Here is an 18,800-nt window from a genome sequence, read left to right on the forward strand (position 1 = left end):
GGCAGGGCAGGCGAAGATGAGCGACCGACGCACAGAGCGGCAAAGACGGCCCCGGCTGAGTGCCGAGGAACGGGCTCGGCTGCTGGAGGAGATCGCCCAAGTCGAGGCCGCCGCGCAGGCGCGCCAGACGGCCCGCCGGCCCCCGCCCGACCTCGCGGCCGAACGCGAACTGCGCACCGCCCTGACCGAACGGATCGACGCGCCGCTGCCGCGCGTGATCGACCTCTGGTCCGACCTTCAGCCGATGAGCGTCGACCCCCGCGTGCTGGAGCGGAACCTCGTCATCACGGCGGCCCGCACCGACCCCGCGCACGCCGCGTTCGACGTGCTGCGCACGCGCCTCGTCCAGGCGCTCGGCGACAACGGCTGGACCCGCGTCGCGATCACCTCGCCCACGCCCGGCTGCGGCAAGAGCTTCACCGCGATCAACCTCGCGATCACCCTGTCGCGCTATCAGACGACGCGCACCGTCCTGTGCGACCTCGACCTGCGCGCGCCCGGCCTCGCCGGCTATCTCGGCGTCACCGACGCCAGGGGCACCGGCGACTACCTGCGTGGCCAGATCGCCTCGGAAGAGTGGCTGCGCACAATCGGCAAGAACCGCCTGAACATCGGCCGGCATCTCGCCATCGGTTTGAACGGCCGGCGCGAGGACTACGCGGCCGAGCTGCTGCAGTCCCCGCAGACGGCCGACATCCTGGACCGGATGGAGGCAGAGCTGTCGCCGGACGTGGTGCTGTTCGACCTGCCGCCCGCGCTGGCGCAGGACGACGTGACCGCCTTCCGCGACCGGTACGACTGCGTCCTTCTGGTGGTGGGCGGCGGCACCACCCGCGCCGCCGAGGTCCGCGAGGCGATCCGCCGGATCGGCGAGGACAAGCCGGTCGTCGGCATCGTCCTCAACAAGGCGCAGATCGACGGCGACATCGCCTGACCGGCTACTCCGCCGGTACGCCGGCCGTGCCGCGGTCGCGCCTGGTCTCATTCGCGCTGACGAGGCGCCAGAGCCCCGCAGTGAGAATCGCCGCGACCGCCATCACCAGCCCGCCCAGCGCGTAGGCCGCCCGTCGCAGGACCCGCTGCCGGGGCGAGCGGAGGTTCGGGATCACGATCACCGGCTTGGCGCCGAGCTGCTTTTCCAGCTGGGCGGCGTTGCGGATCCGCCCCCCCACCATTTCCAGCGCGAGCGCGAGAAGGACGGCAAGCCCGCCGAACGCCACCGCCCCCGCAGCGGCGAGCTTCGTGCGGCTGGTGGAGACCGGGAATTCCGGAACGACCGCCGTCTCCAGCACTTCGAACCGCTCGGACCGGTCCTGGCTCTCGATCAGCTGGTTCATCGCCGCCTCGGTCCGCCGCTGGGTGATGATGGTGAACTCGTCCCGCAGCTGAGCCAGCTCGCGCTCGAACGCGCTGATCTGTCGCTCGACCTCGGGCGCCTGAGCGATGGCCGCCTCTGATTCGGCGATCTCGCGGTCGATGAGATCGCGCTGCTGGCTCAGGAGCGTGCGCTGCCGCTCCGCCTCCTCGGCGCGGAGCCGGTCCGCGCCTTCCAGCGCGATCAGGTCGCGTTCGAGCTCGACCCGCTGCTCGGACAGCGTGGCTAGGCGGCTCCGCGTGGCGTCCATGGCCGACGGCAGCGAGGCGGCGTTCTGCTCCTTGTAGCGTGTCAGCGCCTCCTCGACGGTTTCGATCTCGGCGATGACACGCTCTTCTTCGGACAGGTAGAATTCCAGCGTCAGCGCCGCGCGCCCCTCGCTGCGGCGCTGTGCCTCGGCCAGGATCCGGTCGAGGAACTCGTTCGCGACGGCCGCCGCCTCGGTCGGGTCCGCCATCCGGGCCGAGATCGACAGGCCGGAGGGCTGAACGTCCGGACGCCACTGGGCCGCGGGGTCGACCAGCTTGGCGATCGTGACCGACTGCCGGAGGAGGGCGACCTTCTCCACCTCGCTCGTCACGTCGGGATACAGGTCGAACCGGTCGATGATCGACAGAACGCTGTCGCGGGACATCACCCGCTGCTCGATCAGGTCGAGCTGGCTGTCGGCGGTGAGGCCGCCGGCCTGAGGCGCCCCCGCCGTCGTCGTCTCGACGACCTGCGGCGCCTCGATCTGGATCACGGCCGTCGCCTCGTACAGGCGGGGCGTGTTCATCGCGTACCACACCGACAGCGGGACGCCGACGGCGCAGATCAGCACGACGAGATACCAGCGGCGCAACACCGCACGGATCACGTCCTTCAGCGAGGTGAACGATCCCATGACCAACTCCGTCAGCCGGACCCCCCGGTCCGTCATGTGAGGCCCTGTGTGCCGTGTCTAGAATGAACACGCATCACGTCACGGGGCCGAAGCCGCCACACCCAGTTCACAATCTAGAGAAACCCGGGCCCACTGGCCACGGCGGATGCTGCCGGATCGGGAAACGGTGCGTCGCCGGATCGGCAAGCAGCGCCACGATACCGCCGCAATTCAGCGGGCGACGCTGATCGCGGCGACGGTGAAGCCGGCTCGAACCGTCAGGCCACCGTGGAATGTCGCGCCGGCCGGCCAGGGCCCCACGGGCCGGGCAAGCGCCGCCTCGAACCGGCCGGCCGCCATGTCCGCCTCGACCCGCGCCGCATCGAAGCCGAAGACCTCGCCCGCCTCGGGCGCCAGCGCCTTGTAGAGCGCCTCCTTCGCGGCGAAGACGGCCGTCGCCTCGAGCCCGTCGGCCCGCTCGCCCGCCGCGAGGATCGACGGAGCGAGGTCCGGGTCCAGCGGGCTGGCGACGGCGAGGTCGATACCGATGCCACGCACGTCTGCCGCGCGCGTGACGGCGGCGAGGGCCAGACCGTCCTGGTGCGCGATGCTGCCGGTCAGGCCGGGGGGCCATTCGGGCGCGCGGTTGGACCCCATTCGGATCGCCTGCGGCGGCACGCCCAGCGCCGCCATGGCCCGGCGCGCCGCTGCCCGGCCGGCGGCGAACTCCGCCCGCCGTGCGGGGATCGCCCGCGCCACCGCCGCGGCTTCCTCCGGTAGCGGCGCATGTCCCTCCGAGAGGGCCGCACCGGCCACTGCGACGCCCGGCCCCAGCAGGGACCGCAGCGCCGCGACCACCGTGTCGATCACTCCTTCGGCGTCCGCAGCAGCCGCAGTTCGCGCCGCCGGGCCATCGCCTCGTTCCGCTCGGCCGGAGCGGGCGCGACGGTGGCGGCGAGGGCGCGGCGGACGCTGTCGGCCACCGGGTCGGCATCGTCGTTCGCCGTGGGCGTCGCTGGCGCCGGGGGCGGCGGGGCGGCGGGGACCGGAGCAGCGGCGGGGGCGGGGGCGGGCGCCGTCTCCGCCGCGGGGGCCGTCGGCCCAGCCCTGTAGCCCAGCGACTCGATCCGTGCGGCGAGCGCGCCGAGCGTCGGGAAGCGGAACAGGTCGGTGATGGACAGGGCCGTCAGGCCCGTCTCGGCCCGCAGCTCACGATGCGCCTGAACCGCGAGGAGCGAGTGCCCCCCGATCTCGAAGAAGTTCGCCCTGGCAGAGCCGGGCGCGACGTTCAGCACGCGGGTCCAGACCGCCGCCACGAGGTCCTCGGCGGCCGGCCCGCCCGCGATCGGGGCACCCGTCGTGGCAGGCATCGGGGCCGCAGGCGCGGCGGGCCGAGCGGCGGGAGCGGGCGCCGGCGTCGCCGCGCGCTCGGGCACCGGCTGCGCCGCCATAGCCTCTGGCCGCGGCAGGGCGTTGCGATCCACCTTGCGGTTCGGCGTCAGCGGGAACGCGTCCAGCGTCACGATCCGCGCCGGCACCATGTGCGGCGGCAGGGTCGCCGCCAGCCGCGCCTTCAGCACCGCCTCGTCCGCCTGGCCCGCGATGTAGCCCACCAGCCGCTCGCCGTCGTCCTTCACCACGACGGCCTGGGTCACGCCCTCCTGCGCCTCGAGCGCCGCCTCGATCTCTCCCGGCTCGATCCGGTAGCCGCGGACTTTCACCTGCCCATCCGCCCTGCCCAGGAAGTCGAGCGCACCGTCCGCCCGCCACCGCGCCAGGTCGCCGGTCCGATAGATCCGCCCGCCCTGCCTGAACGGATCGGCCCGGAAACGCTCGTCCGTGAGGTCGTCGCGCCGCCAGTAGCCGCGCGCCACCCCGGCGCCGCCAATCCACAACTCCCCGGCCACGCCCACCGGGCAGGGCTGCATTCCGTCGTCCAGGACGTAGACCTGCGTGTTGGCGATCGGCGTGCCGACGTCATTCACCGCCTGGTCCGCGCGGCCGGGCTGCGTCGTCGACCAAATCGTCGTCTCGGTGGGCCCGTACATGTTCTCGACGTCCGCGCCCGTCGCCTCGGCCAGTTCAGCCACCAGCGCGCCCGGCAGCGCCTCGCCCCCGATCATCAGGTGCCGCACGTCCGCCAGCGCGCCTCGGGTGGCGTCGTCGGCGAGGTACATCCGCGCCATCGCGGGCGTGCATTGCAGGTGCGTCACTCCGTGCCGCGCGATCAGCGCCGCGACGGAGTGATCCGCCGCCTCCTCCGCGCCCGCGTTCACCCGCGCCAGCACCTCGGCCAGCGGCCGCAGCCCGTCCAGCACCGCCTGCCGATCGATCCCGTAGTCGATGAGGCAGGCCACCTCGTCCACGCCGATGGCCTTCAGCTCCTCGACCCGCTGAACCGCATCCTCCACGGTCCCGAAGAGCCCGCTTTCGTCAAAATACCGCGCGAACGCGAAGTCGAGGATCGCGTCCATCTCCTCCGCCGACAGGTCGCCCAGGTCGATCTGCATCGGATTGTCGACGCCCTGCGGCTTCTTGAAGGCGGGGAAGGCCCAGGCGTACTGCTTGATGAGCGCCGCGGCCGAGCGGAGGTAGTCCTTCATCGGCTCCCGCGCGACCTCGCGCGCCGTCTCGCGGTCCGCCGCCAGGTAGGTGTGCAGCATCAGCGTGACCGTATGGTCCGCCGGATCGTGTCCCGACTCGCGCAGCGCGGCGTGGTAGATCCCGATCTTCTCCGCCACCTCTGCGATCGACTGGCCGAGGAGGTGGGTCAGAACGTTGCACCCGTTCGCCCCGGCCTCGCGCCAGGTCTCCGGGTTGCCGGCGGTCGTCACCCACAGCGGCAGCCGCTCCGACACCGGACGCGGCTGGGTCACCACCGCGTGCGGGGTGCCGTCGGCCCTGGGGAATTCCACCGCCTCGCCCGCCCACAGGCGGCGCAGGTCGCGGATCGCGTCGAACATTGCGGTCTTGTTCTTCGGCGGCGCGTTCTCGGGCCGCAGCACGAAATCGTCCGGCTGCCAGCCGCTCGCGATGGCGAGGCCGGCGCGGCCGTTCGTGAGGTTGTCGATCACCGCCCACTCCTCGGCGATGCGCGCGGTGTGGTGCAGCGGCGCGACGCAGCTGCCGGCCCGAACGGCGATGTTGTGCGTCACGGCGGCGACCGCGGCGCCGGTGACCGAGGGGTTCGGGTAGGGACCGCCGAATGCGTGGAAATGCCGCTCGGGCGTCCAGACGGCGCAGAAGCCGTTGGCGTCGGCGAACTTCGCCCCCTCCAGCAGCAGGCCGTACTTGTCGCGGCCGACGCCGTCGTCGTTGCCCCAATAGAACAGGCTGAAGTCGATCGCATTGGCAGCGGGTGCCGCGCCCTTCAGCGCACGGCTGTCCTCGCCCGCGACGACGACGTGGAAGCCGCGGGACAGGGTCCAGAACAGCTCCAGCACCGAAATGTCGAAGGACAGCGACGTCACCGCCAGCCAGACGTCGCCGTCCGGCGCGATCCGTCCGTCCATGCCGGCGAAGAAGTTCGAGACGTTGCGGTGCTCGACCATCACGCCCTTCGGCCGGCCGGTCGAGCCCGAGGTGTAGATCAGGTAGGCGAGGTCGTCGCCGCTGGTGCCGTCCTCCGGCGCCTCGGCCGGCGCCTCCGCCAGCCGCGGGTCGGCGTCGATCCCCAGCCGGGCGGCGTCGCCCGGCAGGGCCGCCGCGCCCGCCCGCGTCGTCACCACGACCGGCGCGCCGCTGTCCTCCAGGTACAGCGCGATCCGCTCCGCCGGGTAGGCGGGGTCCAGCGGCACGTAGGCGCCCCCCGCCTTCCAGATCGCGAGCGCGGCGACGACCATCTCGGCCGAGCGCGGCACGTGCAGGCCGACCAGCGTCCCGGCCGTCACGCCCATCCCGCGCAGCACCTGCGCCGCACGATTAGCCGCGCCCTCGACCTCGGCATAGGTCAGCGTCCGGCCCTCGAACGACAGCGCCGGCGCGTCAGGCGTCTTCGCCGCCTGCGCGGCGATCTGGCGGTGGATCGGCGTCTCGGCGTCGAACTCCGCCTCGGTCGCGTTCCAGCCGTGCAGGACCAGCGCCCGTTCCGCCGGCGGCAGGACCGGCAGGCGGTTCACCGGGCAGTCGGCGGCGATGTCGGGTGCCTGCGCCAGCAGGTGCGCGACCCTGTCGGCCACCAGCGACGCCTCGGCCGGCGCGATGAGGCGCGTGTCGGCGTGCAGGCGCAGGCCGTCGTTCGTGATCGTCAGCGTGAGGGCCGCGCCTGCGACCGGTTCGTCCAGCGACAGGGCCGCCATCGTCATCTCGCGCCGCGGCAGGTCCGGCAGGCGAGCGGGCAGGTCCACCGGAACGGCCGGCGTCACGCTGAGCCGCGCCACCTCGGCCGTGAGCGCGCGCCGGGCCGCGGCCCAGCCCCCGGCCGGATCGAAGCGAAGCGGCACCCAGCCGAGCGTCGCCCCCGGCACGGCGACCCCGTGCGACAGGGCGAGATCGACCGCCGCACCGCCGCACATCGCGGAGACGACCGCAGGAAAGGCCGCCAGCACCGTCTCGGCGTCGCGTCCGGGCGGCAGGGCCACCGCCTGGCTCCACGCCGCGCCGCCGGGGCCGGTGCCCGCGCCCCAGCGCGCCGGGCGCCAGTCGGCGAACCGTTCGGTCCATTGCCTGCGGCCCTTCATCGCCGCCGCCAGCTCCGCCTCGGCGTCCTTTGGCACCGCCTCCAGCACCGAGCCCACGGGCGGCAGCGTCACCGCCTCGCCCAGCGGGCCGGTCAGCCCCTCAAGCCGCACGGCACCATCCGCGGTCGCGACCGTCAGCGCGCCGTCCCCGCGCGCCAGCACCTCGCCCGGTGCGCCCGCGCCCTCGGCCGCGGCGCCGCGCCGGACCAGCAGCGTCCGGCCGCCCCAGATCACCCGCGGCAGCGCGACCGGGTTGAGGTAGTCGCCGTGGTCGAGCGCGCGGACGAGGCGCAGCACGGCGTCGGTCCCGGCGGCGAAGTCCGGCGCGGCGGCACCCGGGACGACGTCGGCGCCCCGGTGCAGCGTCCGCTGCGACAGGTCCTGCGCGGTGCGTGGCAGGTCGCCCGACGCCAGCGCCTCCATCACCTGCGGAAAGCTCTCCAGCGCCGCGGCGAAACACTTCATGTTGAGCGTCAGCGCTGTCTCGTCCGGCGCCACCGCGATCTCGCGCGACACGAGGATGTCGCCCTCGTCGATGCCGCCCTCGATCATCTGCCAGGCGATGCCGTGCCGCGTCTCGCCCTCGAGCAGCGCCCAAACCGGCGCGTTCAGCCCGGCGTGCCGCGGCAGCGGGCCATCGTGGAAGTTCACCGCCCCGCGGCCCGGCAGCGCCAGCACGTCGTCCGGCACGAGGTCGAGGTTCGCGATGCTGAGAATCCAGTCCGCCTCGGCCCCGCCGAGCCGGCCCGCGAGGCCCTCCCCGACCGCCTCCACCCGCAACTCCCGCCGCTCCGCCCAGGCGCGGACGTCGGGCGAGCGGGTGACGACGGCCGTGATCGCGTGGCCTTCCGCCAGCAGCATCTTGCCGCACTCGACGGTGAGGGTGTCGCTGCCGATCAGCAGGGCGGAAAAGGACATGGCGTCAGGCTCCGGTCAGGCGGGCGATGCGCGGGATGGCGGCGGGGGCGGCGCGGCGGCGGCCGGCCCAGGCATGTAGCATCAGGGTGCGAAGAAAGTGTGGAGGGTCGGCCGGCCGGCGCCCGGTCAGGAGGCACCGCAGCCGGTGCAGCGCCCCGCCCGCGACGTGCGCGGCGGTGGCTGCGGCTTCGTAGGCCGCGCCGTGATTCTTGCGGAAATAATGCCGGCGGCTGTCGAACCAGTACTCCGGCACCCGCCGCCATGCCTTCATGCCGGTGGAGACCGAGCCGATATGCTCGACGCGGCTCGCGGGCACGTAATGGGTCTGCCACCCGGCGCGGGCGGCGCGCAGGCACAGGTCCGTCTCCTCGAAATAGAGGAAGAACGCCTCGTCGAAGAGGCCGATCTCGTCCAGCACCGCGCGCCGCATCATCAGGCTGGCGCCCGCCAGCCAGTCCACCCGACGGGCGGTGTCCGGCACCGGCAGGTGAACCTGCCGTCCGCGCAGGAGGCGGGACACCGGTCCCAGCCGCACGGCGCCCTCGAACTCGCTCGCGATCGAGGGGAAGCGGAAGGCGGTGACGTGGGTGTGCCCGCCCGGGTCGATGATGGCGCTGCCGGCGAAGCCCGCCTCGGGGTGGGCGTCGAGATGGTCGATCAGAGCCCGGATCGCGTCCGGCGCCGGGAAGGCGTCAGAATTGAGCACGTAGACGAGGTCGAAGTCCCCGCCCGCCAGCGCCGCCGCAATGCCGGCGTTGTTGCCCGCGCCGAACCCGCCGTTGCGGCCCGACTGGACGACGCGCACGCCCGTCTGCCTGGCCATCGCCTCGCGCAGCCTCGCCTCGGACCCGTCGCCCGAATCGTTGTCGACGATCACGATCTCGCCGGCGATCCCGGTCATCGCCGCGCGCGCGGCCGCCACAGCCTTCAGCGTCATGTCGGGCGTGCGCCAGTTGAGGATGACGGTCAGCAGGCGGTGGCCCATGGTCACTCCGCCGCCTTCAGCCGTGGCCAGTCCTCGTCGCGCCGCCGCTCGGCCGCGTCGATGATCCGCCGCATCCGCGCGGCGAGGACGCGGACGTTCGGCTCCAGCACCATCGAATCGTGGTCGCCCGGCACCTCGAACACCTCGAGCTGCGGCGCCCAGCCCGACCAGTCGTTGTCCGGCAGGACGTAGGCCCGCTCGCTGCTGACCCAGCGGCCCGGCGCCACCTCCCACCTGCCCTTGAGCGGCGGACGGAACAGCGTCAGCGGCCCGTCCCAGGGCTTGAGGTCGTAGACCGCGATGGCGCGGTAGAACGCCGCCTCGATCGCGGTGTCGTGGAATTGCGCCTCGGTCGCCGTCACGTCGATCGGCCGCCGCTTGGCCCGCTCCCACGCGACCCGCCGGCCGGCCCATTTCACCGGGTAGAGCGGTCCCTCGCGGCGCATCTCCTGCCACTGGATCGCCGCCCGGTCGCGCCGCGTCAGCGGCCGCCGCCGCGGCAGCGGCGTGTCCAGCATGACCAGCGCGTCCACGCTCTCGCCCTCGGCGGTCAGCTGCTGCGCGATCTCGTAGGCGGTGATCCCGCCGCCGGAGAAGCCGCCCAGCATGTAGGGCCCGCGCGGCGCGACCTGCCGGATCTCGGCGATCATGTCCCGCGCCGCCTCGCGCAGCGTCTCGTGCGGGGCGGCGTCGCCGTAGAGGCCGCGGGCCTGCAGGCCGTAGAACGGCCGCTCGGTGCCGAGGAGGTGGGCGAGGTGCCGCAGGTTCAGCACGTTGCCGAACATGCCGGCGACGAGGAAGAACGGCGTTTTCGGCCCGCCCTCGCCCTGGTGCATCGGCACGAGGTGGGTGAAGCGGCGCTTCGGTTCGGCGGGCGTGTTCGCCGCATCGTCGGAGGCGCCTCCGGCATCGGCGATCAGCGCCGCGCACTTGCGGATCGTCGGCGCCTCGAACAGCGCCGAGATCGGGAAGTCGGTGCCCCAGACCTTCTTGATGTTGGCGAACAGGCGAACGGCGATCAGGGAGTGCCCGCCGAGGTCGAAGAAGCTGTCCTCGGCGCCCACCTTCTCAACGCCCAGCAGCTCGGACCACATCGCCGCCAGCCGCCGCTCGATCTCGCCCTCGGGCTCGGCGTAGTCGCTGTCCAGCTGCGGCCGCGCGAAGGTCTGGCCCGCGCTCTCCTCGCGCTGATCCCCGACGTCGGCCTGCGCGATCAGCGCGTTCAGGTCGAGCGAGGAGATCAGGACCTGCGGCCGCCCCGCCGCCAGCGCGCGGAAGAACGCGCGCGCGCCGTCCGCCGGTGGGATGCCCTGGCTGATGGAATGCTTCAGCCGCTCCTCCGCCGGCGACAGCGGCCGCGGCCCCGCGATGGTCGCCTTCGGCGGCGGCGCGGCGAAGCGGATGTCGCCGGTCAGCTTGTGGATCGTGAAGCCGCGCACCTCGACGCAGACCGTCCCGTCCGGCGCGCACAGCGTCACGTCGAACCGCGCCGTCCCGCCGTCGGCGCGGTTGTCGGCGGCGCTGCGGACCCAGCTGACCACCTCGGCCGGCAGCGGGCCGTGGACGCGGACCGCGCCGTAGGCGACGGGCACCCAGAGGTGCGTGGGCTGGTAGCCCTCGATCAGCTCCATCGCCCAGCCGGTGGCGAGGTCCATGAGACCCGGATGCAGGTGATACCCCTCGTCCGCCGGCGGCAGCGCCAGCTGCGCCAGCCCCTCGCCCTCGCCGAAGCGAGTCGCTTTCAGCACCCGCCAGCGGCGGCCGAACTTCAGGTGGGCTTCCTGCGGCGAGGCGAGCGTGCCGTCCCCGTCCGCGCTGGTCAGCCGCCCGCAGCGCTTCGCGACGGCGGCGAGGTCCACGATCTCCGGCCGCAGCATCGGCAGAAGGCGCAGTGCGCCTTCGGCGTTCTCGATCCAGCCAGCCCCGTCGGCCGCGCTCTCCACCTTCAGCCGGTAGCCCGCCTCCGACCGCGGCAGCGTGATCCGCACCGCGGTCTCGCCGGCATCGTCCACCCGCAGCGGCCGCAGGAACGTCAGATCCCGGATCTCGAACGCCGCGCCCTCGCCCTGCAGCGCCAGCGCCTCGGCCGCCAGCTCCAGGTAACCGGTGCCCGGCAGCAGCGCGTCGCCCGCCTTCGTCCGGTGCTCGTCCAGTACCCAGCGCGCGGCGGTGCGCCAGCGCGCGCTGAAGACCCGGTTGCCGCCCTCGTCGAAGCTCATCGCGTCGATCAGCGGCGCGTCCACCGGCTGCGGCGGCGCCGGCTTGCGGCCCGTCCGCGCCGCCATCGCCTCGGCCGCCATGCCGACGTCCGCCCAGACGCCCCAGTCGATGGCGAGGACCTTGGTCCGGCCACCGGCCCGCGCCCTCGCGACCGCATTCAGGTACTCGTTTGCAGCCACGTAGTCGACCTGCCCCGCGGGGGCTGTCGCTGTGGAAGACGACGAGAACAGCACCATGAAGGAGAGAGCCCCGTCCGGGAACAGCTCGGTCAGGACCTGCGTGCCGTGAACCTTGGGCGTGAACACGTCCTCGATCGCCATCGGCGACTTGCCGAGGATCGGCGCGTCGTCCACCACGCCCGCGCCGTGCACCACGCCGTCGATCCGGCCCCACCTCTGGCGCACGGCCTCCACCGCCTCGCGCATCTCCTCGACGTTGGACACGTCCGCGGCCAGCGCCAGCACCTCGCCGCCGGCGGCCTCCAGCCGGCGCACCGCCTCGACCCTCTGGCGCATCCGGTCGGCCTCACCGGCGCGGCGGATCAGGTCGTCCCACGCCTCGCGCGGCGGCAGCGCCTGCCGGCCCACCAGAGCGATCCTCGCGCCCCGCTCGCGCACAAGCGCCTCGGCCACTGTCAACCCGATCCCGCCGAAGCCGCCGGTCAGCAGCACCACCGCGCCTTGCGGCACCTCCGCCGCCTCCGCCGCCGGCAGATCCGCCCGCCGCCAGACCTGCGCGTACCGGACGCCGCCGCGGAAAGCCGCGACGCCGTTTGCCGGCTCGGACAGCATCTCGGCCAGCACCGCGTCGGCACGCGCGCCCTCGACCGAGAGGTCCAGCACCCGGCACGTCACGCCCGGGAATTCCCGCGGGATCACCCGCGATGGGCCCATCACGGTCGCCTTCTCGGGATAGCGCAGCGCCTCGTCCCGGACCTTCGCCGCCTCGGACGTGACGATTGTCAGGTCCAGCGCCCCGCCGCCCTCGCCCGCCCAGGCCTGCGCGAGGAAGAACAGCGACCAGAAGCCATGCTCCTGCACCCGGTGGAAGAAGCTGGAGCCGGGGCGCGCCGTCTCGTCCGCCGTCACCAGCCACAGGTGCGCGCAGCGGTCGGGCATGAGGTCGCGCGCCGCGAGGTCGCGGATCAGCGCCTCGTAGCCTTCCAGCCCCCGCTCCGGCGCCAGCGTGTAGGCATCCTCGCCGACCTTCGCGAAGGTGTCGCCCGGCCGGACCTCGACCACGCGCCGCCCGGCCTTGCGCAGCCGCGCCACGGCCTCCGCGCCGACGCCCACCGCGTCGGTGAAGACCAGCCACCGGCCCGCCGGCGCGTCCAGGAGGTCGCCGCCGAGGTCCACGGCACAATCCGCGTATTCCGGCTTCCACGCCGGGACCCAGCCCCAGCGGTCGCGGTCCTCGACCCGCATCGGCCAGTCCTTCGCGGCCGCGGTCACCGCCTTGCCCGGCTCGATGAAGTAGGACGCCCGCTGGAACGGATAGGTCGGCAGCGGCACCCGCAGCCGCCGCGCCCCGCCCCACAGCTGGTCCCAGTCGAACCGCCCGCCGGTGGCCCAGACGCGGCCCAGCTGCGCGACGAAATAGGCGTCGTCCGCGACCGCGTCCTCGGGATGGCGTAGCGAGCCGATGACCTGGTTCGCCGTCACGCGGCCATGCTGGCCCGCGAGCGAGCCCAGCGCCTTGCCCGGCCCGCACTCGATGTAGATGCGCTCCGCCTCCGCCGACAGCGTTGTGAGCCCGGCCTCGAACAGCACCGTGCCGCGCAGGTGCCGCACCCAGTAGTCGGCGTCCGTCGCCTGCGCCTCGGTCAGCCAGTCGCCCGTCAGGTTCGACACGATGGGGATCTGCGGCGCCTTCAGGTCCAGCCCGCGCAGGTAGTCGCCGAAGGGGGCGAGGATCGGCTCCAGCATCCGGCTGTGCGCCGCGATGTCGATGGCGATGCGGCGGCAGTCAACGTCTTCGGCCTTCAGCCGAGCCTCCAGCGCGTCCAGCGCATCCTGCGGCCCCGTCGCCACCGTCAGGGACGGCGCGTTCACCGAGGCGAGGTCGAGGTCGTCCCCCAGCCGCGCCCGCAGCTCCGCCTCGGGCAGCGCGACCGACAGCATCCCGCCCGCCGGCACGGTGTCGAAGAGCTGCCCGCGCAGCGTGACGAGGCCGATCCCGACCTCGAAGGTCATCACCCCCGCCACCACCGCGGCGGCGTTCTCGCCCATCGAGTGCCCGATCAGCGCGGCCGGCGTCACGCCCCACGCCATCCACAGCCGCGCCAGCGCGACCTCGGTGACCAGGATCAGCGGCAGTTGCACCGACGGTTTCAGGAGCCGCGGATCGTCGGCGCCGAACAGCACCTCCCGCGGGTCCCACTCCACCAGCGTCGCCAGATGGTCGAGGCCGCGGTCCGCCCACTCGCGATAGACCGGCTCGGTCTCGTAGAGGTCGCGGCCCATGCCGGCGTACTGCGCGCCGCCGCCGGGGAACATGAAGACCGGCTGCGGGTCGTCGCCCACCACCGTGTGCGTGAACACCCGCCGCGGATCGCCCTCACGGAGCCGCCCCGCCGCCTGCGCATGGCTCTCCGCCACCAGGACCCGCCGCCGCTCGAACGCGCGCCGCCCCTCCTTCAGCGTGAAGGCGACGTCCGCCAGCGCCTGCTCCGGCGTGGCCTCCAGATGCGCCGCCAGCCGCTCGCTGGCCGCGTCCAGCGCCGCTTTCGACCGGGCCGAGACCGTCAGCAGCTGGAACGGCCAGTCGCTCTCGTCCCCCGCCGGCACCTCCGGCGCCTCTTCGAGCACGACGTGCGCGTTGGTCCCGCCGACGCCGAGCGAATTCACCCCCGCCCGCCGCGGATGCCCCCGCCGCTCCCATTCCGTCAGCGTGTCGTTCACCCGGAACGGCGAGCCCTCGAACCCGATCGCCGGGTTCGGCGCCTCGTAGCCCAGCGACGGCGGCATCTGCCGGTGATGCAGCGCCAGCGACGCCTTGATGAGCGAGGCCACGCCCGCCGCTGTGTCCAGGTGCCCGATGTTCGTCTTGACCGAGCCGATGCGGCAATGGTCCACCGCGTCCGACGTCTGCCGGAACGCCTCGGTCAGCGCGGCCACCTCGATCGGGTCGCCGAGGTAGGTGCCGGTGCCGTGGCACTCGACATAGTCGATGCTGTCCGCCGTCACGCCCGCCACCGCGTGCGCCTCGGCCACCGCCGCCGCCTGCCCGTCGACCGACGGTGCCAGGTAGCCGGCCTTCGCCGCGCCGTCATTGTTGATCGCCGAGCCGCGCACGACGGCCCAGATGGTGTCCCCGTCCCGCACCGCGTCGTCCAGCCGCTTCAGCACGACCGCCCCGGCGCCCGAGCCGAAGACGGTGCCCTGCGCCCGGTGATCGAAGGCGTGGCACTGGCCGTCGGGTGACAGGATCTCGCCCTCCTTGTAGAGGTAGCCCCGCCCCTGCGGCAGCTCGATCGTCACCCCGCCCGCCAGCGCCATGTCGCACTCGCCCGACAGCAGCGCCTGTACGGCATAATGCACCGCCACCAGCGAGGTGGAGCAGGCGGTCTGCACGTTCACGCTCGGCCCGTGCAGGTCGAAGACGTGGGAGACGCGGGTGGTCAGGAAGTCCTTGTCGTTCCCGGTATGCCGCAGCAGGAACATCCCCGTCTCGTCCACGAGGCCGGGGTTCGAGCAGACGTTGAAGTAGAAGTAGCTGCCCATGCCGCAGCCGCCGTAGACGCCAACGCGACCGTCCACGCTCTCGGGCGGATGGCCCGCATGCTCCATCGCCTCCCAGCAGACTTCCAGGAACTGCCGGTGCTGCGGGTCCATGATCGCGGCGTCCTTCGGCGACAGGCCGAAGAACTCCGCGTCGAATCGCTCGAACCCGTCGAGGGGGGCGGCATAGGGCACGTAGTCGTCCCGCCCCGAGACCTGCGGCGGCTCGCCCGCGGCCGCGAGGTCGTCCTCCGAAAGGCGGCGGATCGCGCAGACGCCGTCCGCCAGCAGGCGCCAATAGGCATCCACCCCGTCCGCGCCCGGCAGGTGCGCCGCCATCCCCACGATGGCGATATCCGTCGTCAGATCCCGCGCCGTCGGCTCGGTCCCGTTCATTGCAGATCGCCTCGCCTCGAAGGGCGCCCCCGTCTCAGGGCTTGGTGGAACAATGCGGCACAAGTTTGGCACGTGGCCCGAATCGGAACGCAATCCGGCGCGTCGCCTCTCACAGACCGGCGAGCGCGACGACCGCGTCGACGTTGTAGGCGATGGCGAGGCCGCCGGAAAGCAGTCCCAGCGCGAGGAACCCCAGATCGAGACCGGGATCCCACGCCCCGTGCGGGCGGTTCAGCCAGGCCAGCACGGGGTAGGCCAGCAAGTTCGCGGCCCCCAGCCCCAGGATCGCCCCCATCAGCCCCATCATCTCCAGACCGATCACGAGCCCCGCCACCACCAGCGCCGCCCGGACGAGCGTCAGCACGAAGAACCGCCGCGAATCGCCCGCCGCCAGCGCCGCCTGGTCGCAGGTCAGGATCACCAGCGCCGGCATCTGGACGGCGGCGAACAGAACCACGACCCCACCCGCCGCGAGGTAGCGCGAGTCGTACATCAGGTCGACGAACCAGACCCCGCCGAACGCCAGCACGATGACCCCGGCCGCCAGCACGCCGCCCACCGCGGCGCGCATCCTGCGCACCCGCAGGAAGTTCTCGCGGCTCTCCCCCGGCGGACTCTCGCGATACACCGGGATCAGCAGGCGCCGCATCAGCGCCCCGCCCAGGAGCAGCGGCACCGAGGCGAGGAAGAAGCCGATGTTGTACAGGCCGAACGAGCCCAGATCGAGGTACTTGCCGATGATGACCTTGTCGGACTGGCCGATCAGGAACCCGCAGACCGTCGACAGGAAGATCCACTTGCCGAAATGGATCAGCTCTCCCGCCGCCGCCCTTTCCCACCGCAGGCGGTTGCCCGGGCCCGGCAGGAACACCGTCACCATCACCAGCATCGCGACCGACGCGACGAGGTTCGACAGGACCAGCGCCCAGACCGAGCGCAGCGCGTAGGCGAGGGCGATGGCCGTCAGCACGCCGACGATCTGGCACCCCATCTCGATCAGCGTCAGCCGCCCGGCCCGCAGGTGCCGGTTCTGCGTCTCGACCTTCGTCGGCTTGTAGGAGTCGATCACCAGCGCCACCGCCGCCAGCGGCAGGAACCACCGCAGCCGCGGCTCGTCGTAGAACCACGCCACCGGCCAGGTCAGCAGGCACGCCACGACGAACAGCGCCCAGCCCCGCACGATCTGGATCGTCCACGCGGTGTCGAGGAAGTCGCGGTCGTCGCCGCGCTTGCTCGACATGATCGAGGGGCCGACGCCGACGTCCGAGAACATCGCGAGGCCCATGATGAAGACGCTGACGATGGCCATCAGGCCGAACGCCTCGGGGAACAGCAGGCGCGTCAGGATCAGGTTCGACGCCAGCCGGATCGCCTGGCTCGTGACGAATCCGCCGGCGGTGAAGGCGGACGACCGCGCCACCCTCTGCATCAGGCCGGTGCCGCCGAAGTACCGGACGAAGCCCGCGCTCATCGCCCGCGACTCCACGTCGCCGGTGCCGGCAGGGTCCGCGCCAGCAGGCCGATCCCGGCATAGACGCCGAACGACAGCGGATCGCGCCCGAACAGCCGCAGCGCACCGCGCGCGCCGAGCCGCCCCTTGTCCTCGTTCTCCATCAGCTCGGGCCAGCGCGCCGCGATCTCGCGCACGCCCGCGTCCTGCCGCCGCCGGACGCGCAGCAGCCGCCCCGCCCCTTCGGCGATCGGCCAGTCGTAGTGCGCCGCGACCAGCGTCCGCTCGTGCGGCGCGAAGTGCAGCCGGACGAAGGCGTCGTCGGCGATGATCTCGGGGAACGCGCCCCAGCGCGCCCGCCCGGCCGCGTTCACCGCAAACAGGCCGCAGCCCGGCACACCGGCCGACATGAACGGCACCCGTCCCCAGGTCCGGGCGTAGGCGCGCGCCACGGGCCCCTGTCCGGTGATCCGTACCCGCCCGCTGGCATAGCGCGCTCCCGTCCCCGCGAGGTGAGCCGCGAGCTGCGGAAGCAGCGACGGCGAAACCGTGACGTCCGCATCGAGGTAAACCCGGATCCCTGCGTCCGTCGCCGCGTCCGCCGCATTCAGGGCGCCGGGCTTGCCGCCCTGAGGCAGGTCCAGCACCGTCAGCCGCCAGCCCCGCGCCTCCACTGCTTCGCGCCCGGCCTCGGCCCTGTCGACCGTGTCGTCGGCGCAGCCGTTCGCCGCCACCACGACATGGACCGGATCGGACAGCGGTTCCGACCGGGCGAGCGCCGACAGGCACGCCCCGATCCGGTCCGCCTCGTTCGATGCGGGCACGATCACCGCGATCATCGGGGCGCCCCCTCGGCGTTGCACGCGTGCCATTCCCGATGGGCCGCCGCCGGCCCCCGCTTTGACGCGGCGGGCGGATCGGTCCTACGGTCCCGCGGCACCAACGGGACCCGCCCATGCGCCTCGGCTACCTCGTGCCCCAGTTTCCGGGGCAGACCCACATCTTCTTCTGGCGCGAGATCCGCGAGCTGCGCCGGCGCGGCGTCCATGTCGACCTGCTGTCCACCCGCCCCCCGCCGCGCGGCCTCATCGCCCACGACTGGTCGGACGAGGCGATGGCCGAGACGACCTACCTCGGTCGCGCCGACCCGGTCGCCGCCCTCGCCGCCCTGTCCCGCCAGGATCTGCGCGAGCTGGTCGCAGCCACCCGCGCCGAGGGACGCCCCTTCCTGCGCGACGTCGCCCTGTCGCTGCCCGCGGCGCAGCGGCTGCTGCGCCATGCGCGCGAACGCCGGCTCGACCATGTCCACGTCCATTCCTGCGGCCGTGCCGGACTGATCGCCGCCCTCGCCCGCGAGATGGGCGGGCCGCCCTTCTCGCTGACCCTGCACGGACCCCTGTCCGACTACGGCACCGGCCAGCCGCTGAAATGGCGCCGCGCCGCCTTCGCCACGGTCATCACCGACCGGCTGATGGACGAGGTCCGCCGGACGATTCCCGTCCTGCCCCCCCGGCTGGAGGTGCAGCCGATGGGCGTCGACACCGACCGGCTCCGCCGCCCGGCCCCCTACGTCCCCCATGACGAAAGCCGGCCCCTGCGGATCTTCTCCTGCGGGCGGCTGAACCGGGTGAAGGGGCATCAGGACCTGATGCAGGCCGTCCGCCTGCTCCGCGACGGCGGCCGCGACGCGACGCTCGCCATCGCCGGCGAGGACGATGCCGGCGGCACGGGCTACCGCGCCACGCTGGAGGCGCGGATCGCTGAGCTCGGTCTCGGCGACGCCGTCACGCTCCTCGGCGCCATCGACGAAGGGGCGGTGGTGCGGCACCTGCTCGAGGCCGACGTCTTCGTCCTCGCCAGCTGGCACGAACCGCTCGGCGTCGCGCTGATGGAAGCGATGAGCTGCGCGGTCCCCACCATCGGCACCGACGCCGGCGGCGTGGGAGAGCTGATCGTGGACGGCCGCGACGGCCTTCTGGTGCCGCCGAAGTCGCCGGACGCGCTGGCCACCGCCATCGCCCGCGTCGCGGACGACCCCGCGCTCGCCGCCCGCCTCTCCGCCGGCGGCCGCGCCCGCGTCGAGACGGCGTTCCACTCCGGCCGCGGCGCCGAGACGCTGATACGGCTGATCGAGGAGACCCGCAGGGCCGGCTGACGCGCCCCGCCCGCTCCTTCGCATGTCCCCAAATACGCAGG

Annotated in this window: 9 protein-coding genes; 2 read left to right on the forward strand and 7 right to left on the reverse strand. The window is 73.2% G+C overall.

Annotated elements, in window-relative coordinates:
- Nucleotides 1–16: 16 nt before the first annotated feature.
- Nucleotides 17–934: a CpsD/CapB family tyrosine-protein kinase gene (locus A37W_RS22380; protein ID WP_156169111.1), complete on the forward strand. Its 918-nt coding sequence runs from the start codon at nt 17–19 to the stop codon at nt 932–934.
- A 4-nt stretch (nt 935–938) separates the two neighbouring features.
- On the opposite strand, the gene A37W_RS22385 is transcribed toward A37W_RS22380, so the two are convergent.
- The 7 genes from A37W_RS22385 to A37W_RS0117855 all read right to left on the reverse strand — a co-directional run bounded on the left by A37W_RS22385 (nt 939) and on the right by A37W_RS0117855 (nt 17,443).
- Entirely contained in the window at nt 939–2,258 is a 1,320-nt protein-coding gene (locus A37W_RS22385) for a GumC domain-containing protein (protein WP_018304411.1), read from the reverse strand.
- Nucleotides 2,259–2,468: 210 nt separating this feature from the next.
- Nucleotides 2,469–3,107 (reverse strand): 4'-phosphopantetheinyl transferase family protein, encoded by a 639-nt coding sequence (locus A37W_RS0117830; protein WP_018304412.1) that lies wholly within the window; start codon nt 3,105–3,107, stop codon nt 2,469–2,471.
- Entirely contained in the window at nt 3,104–7,834 is a 4,731-nt protein-coding gene (locus tag A37W_RS0117835) for a MupA/Atu3671 family FMN-dependent luciferase-like monooxygenase (protein ID WP_018304413.1), read from the reverse strand. The genes A37W_RS0117830 and A37W_RS0117835 overlap by 4 nt, the downstream gene beginning before the upstream one ends.
- Before the next feature lie 4 nt (nt 7,835–7,838).
- Nucleotides 7,839–8,819 carry a glycosyltransferase gene (locus tag A37W_RS0117840; RefSeq protein WP_018304414.1) on the reverse strand — a complete coding sequence of 327 codons (981 nt, stop codon included), beginning with the start codon at nt 8,817–8,819 and terminating at the stop codon, nt 7,839–7,841.
- A 2-nt stretch (nt 8,820–8,821) separates the two neighbouring features.
- On the reverse strand, nt 8,822–15,154 hold the full coding sequence (locus A37W_RS0117845) for a type I polyketide synthase (protein WP_018304415.1): 6,333 nt from the start codon (nt 15,152–15,154) through the stop codon (nt 8,822–8,824).
- A gap of 109 nt (nt 15,155–15,263) precedes the next feature.
- A complete protein-coding gene (locus A37W_RS0117850) occupies nt 15,264–16,625 on the reverse strand; it encodes an oligosaccharide flippase family protein (protein WP_026198586.1) in 1,362 nt (453 codons plus the stop codon).
- Nucleotides 16,622–17,443: a glycosyltransferase gene (locus A37W_RS0117855; RefSeq protein ID WP_018304417.1), complete on the reverse strand. Its 822-nt coding sequence runs from the start codon at nt 17,441–17,443 to the stop codon at nt 16,622–16,624. Before A37W_RS0117855 ends, A37W_RS0117850 begins: the two co-directional genes overlap by 4 nt.
- A gap of 116 nt (nt 17,444–17,559) precedes the next feature.
- Here A37W_RS0117855 and epsE point away from each other — a divergent pair, with 116 nt between their 5' ends.
- Nucleotides 17,560–18,759 carry an exopolysaccharide biosynthesis GT4 family glycosyltransferase EpsE gene (epsE, locus tag A37W_RS0117860; protein ID WP_018304418.1) on the forward strand — a complete coding sequence of 400 codons (1,200 nt, stop codon included), beginning with the start codon at nt 17,560–17,562 and terminating at the stop codon, nt 18,757–18,759.
- Nucleotides 18,760–18,800: the final 41 nt, after the last annotated feature.

The organism is Wenxinia marina DSM 24838 (genome assembly GCF_000379485.1).
Classification (GTDB): domain Bacteria; phylum Pseudomonadota; class Alphaproteobacteria; order Rhodobacterales; family Rhodobacteraceae; genus Wenxinia; species Wenxinia marina.

Bases quoted from the DNA above. Each gene is read 5' to 3' on its own strand.
- A37W_RS0117840 (WP_018304414.1), bottom strand. From the start codon at position 8,819: ATGGGCCACCGCCTGCTGACCGTCATCCTCAACTGGCGCACGCCCGAC.
- epsE (WP_018304418.1), top strand. From the start codon at position 17,560: ATGCGCCTCGGCTACCTCGTGCCCCAGTTTCCGGGGCAGACCCACATC.
- A37W_RS0117855 (WP_018304417.1), bottom strand. From the start codon at position 17,443: ATGATCGCGGTGATCGTGCCCGCATCGAACGAGGCGGACCGGATCGGG.
- A37W_RS22385 (WP_018304411.1), bottom strand. From the start codon at position 2,258: ATGGGATCGTTCACCTCGCTGAAGGACGTGATCCGTGCGGTGTTGCGC.
- A37W_RS0117835 (WP_018304413.1), bottom strand. From the start codon at position 7,834: ATGTCCTTTTCCGCCCTGCTGATCGGCAGCGACACCCTCACCGTCGAG.
- A37W_RS0117845 (WP_018304415.1), bottom strand. From the start codon at position 15,154: ATGAACGGGACCGAGCCGACGGCGCGGGATCTGACGACGGATATCGCC.
- A37W_RS0117850 (WP_026198586.1), bottom strand. From the start codon at position 16,625: ATGAGCGCGGGCTTCGTCCGGTACTTCGGCGGCACCGGCCTGATGCAG.
- A37W_RS22380 (WP_156169111.1), top strand. From the start codon at position 17: ATGAGCGACCGACGCACAGAGCGGCAAAGACGGCCCCGGCTGAGTGCC.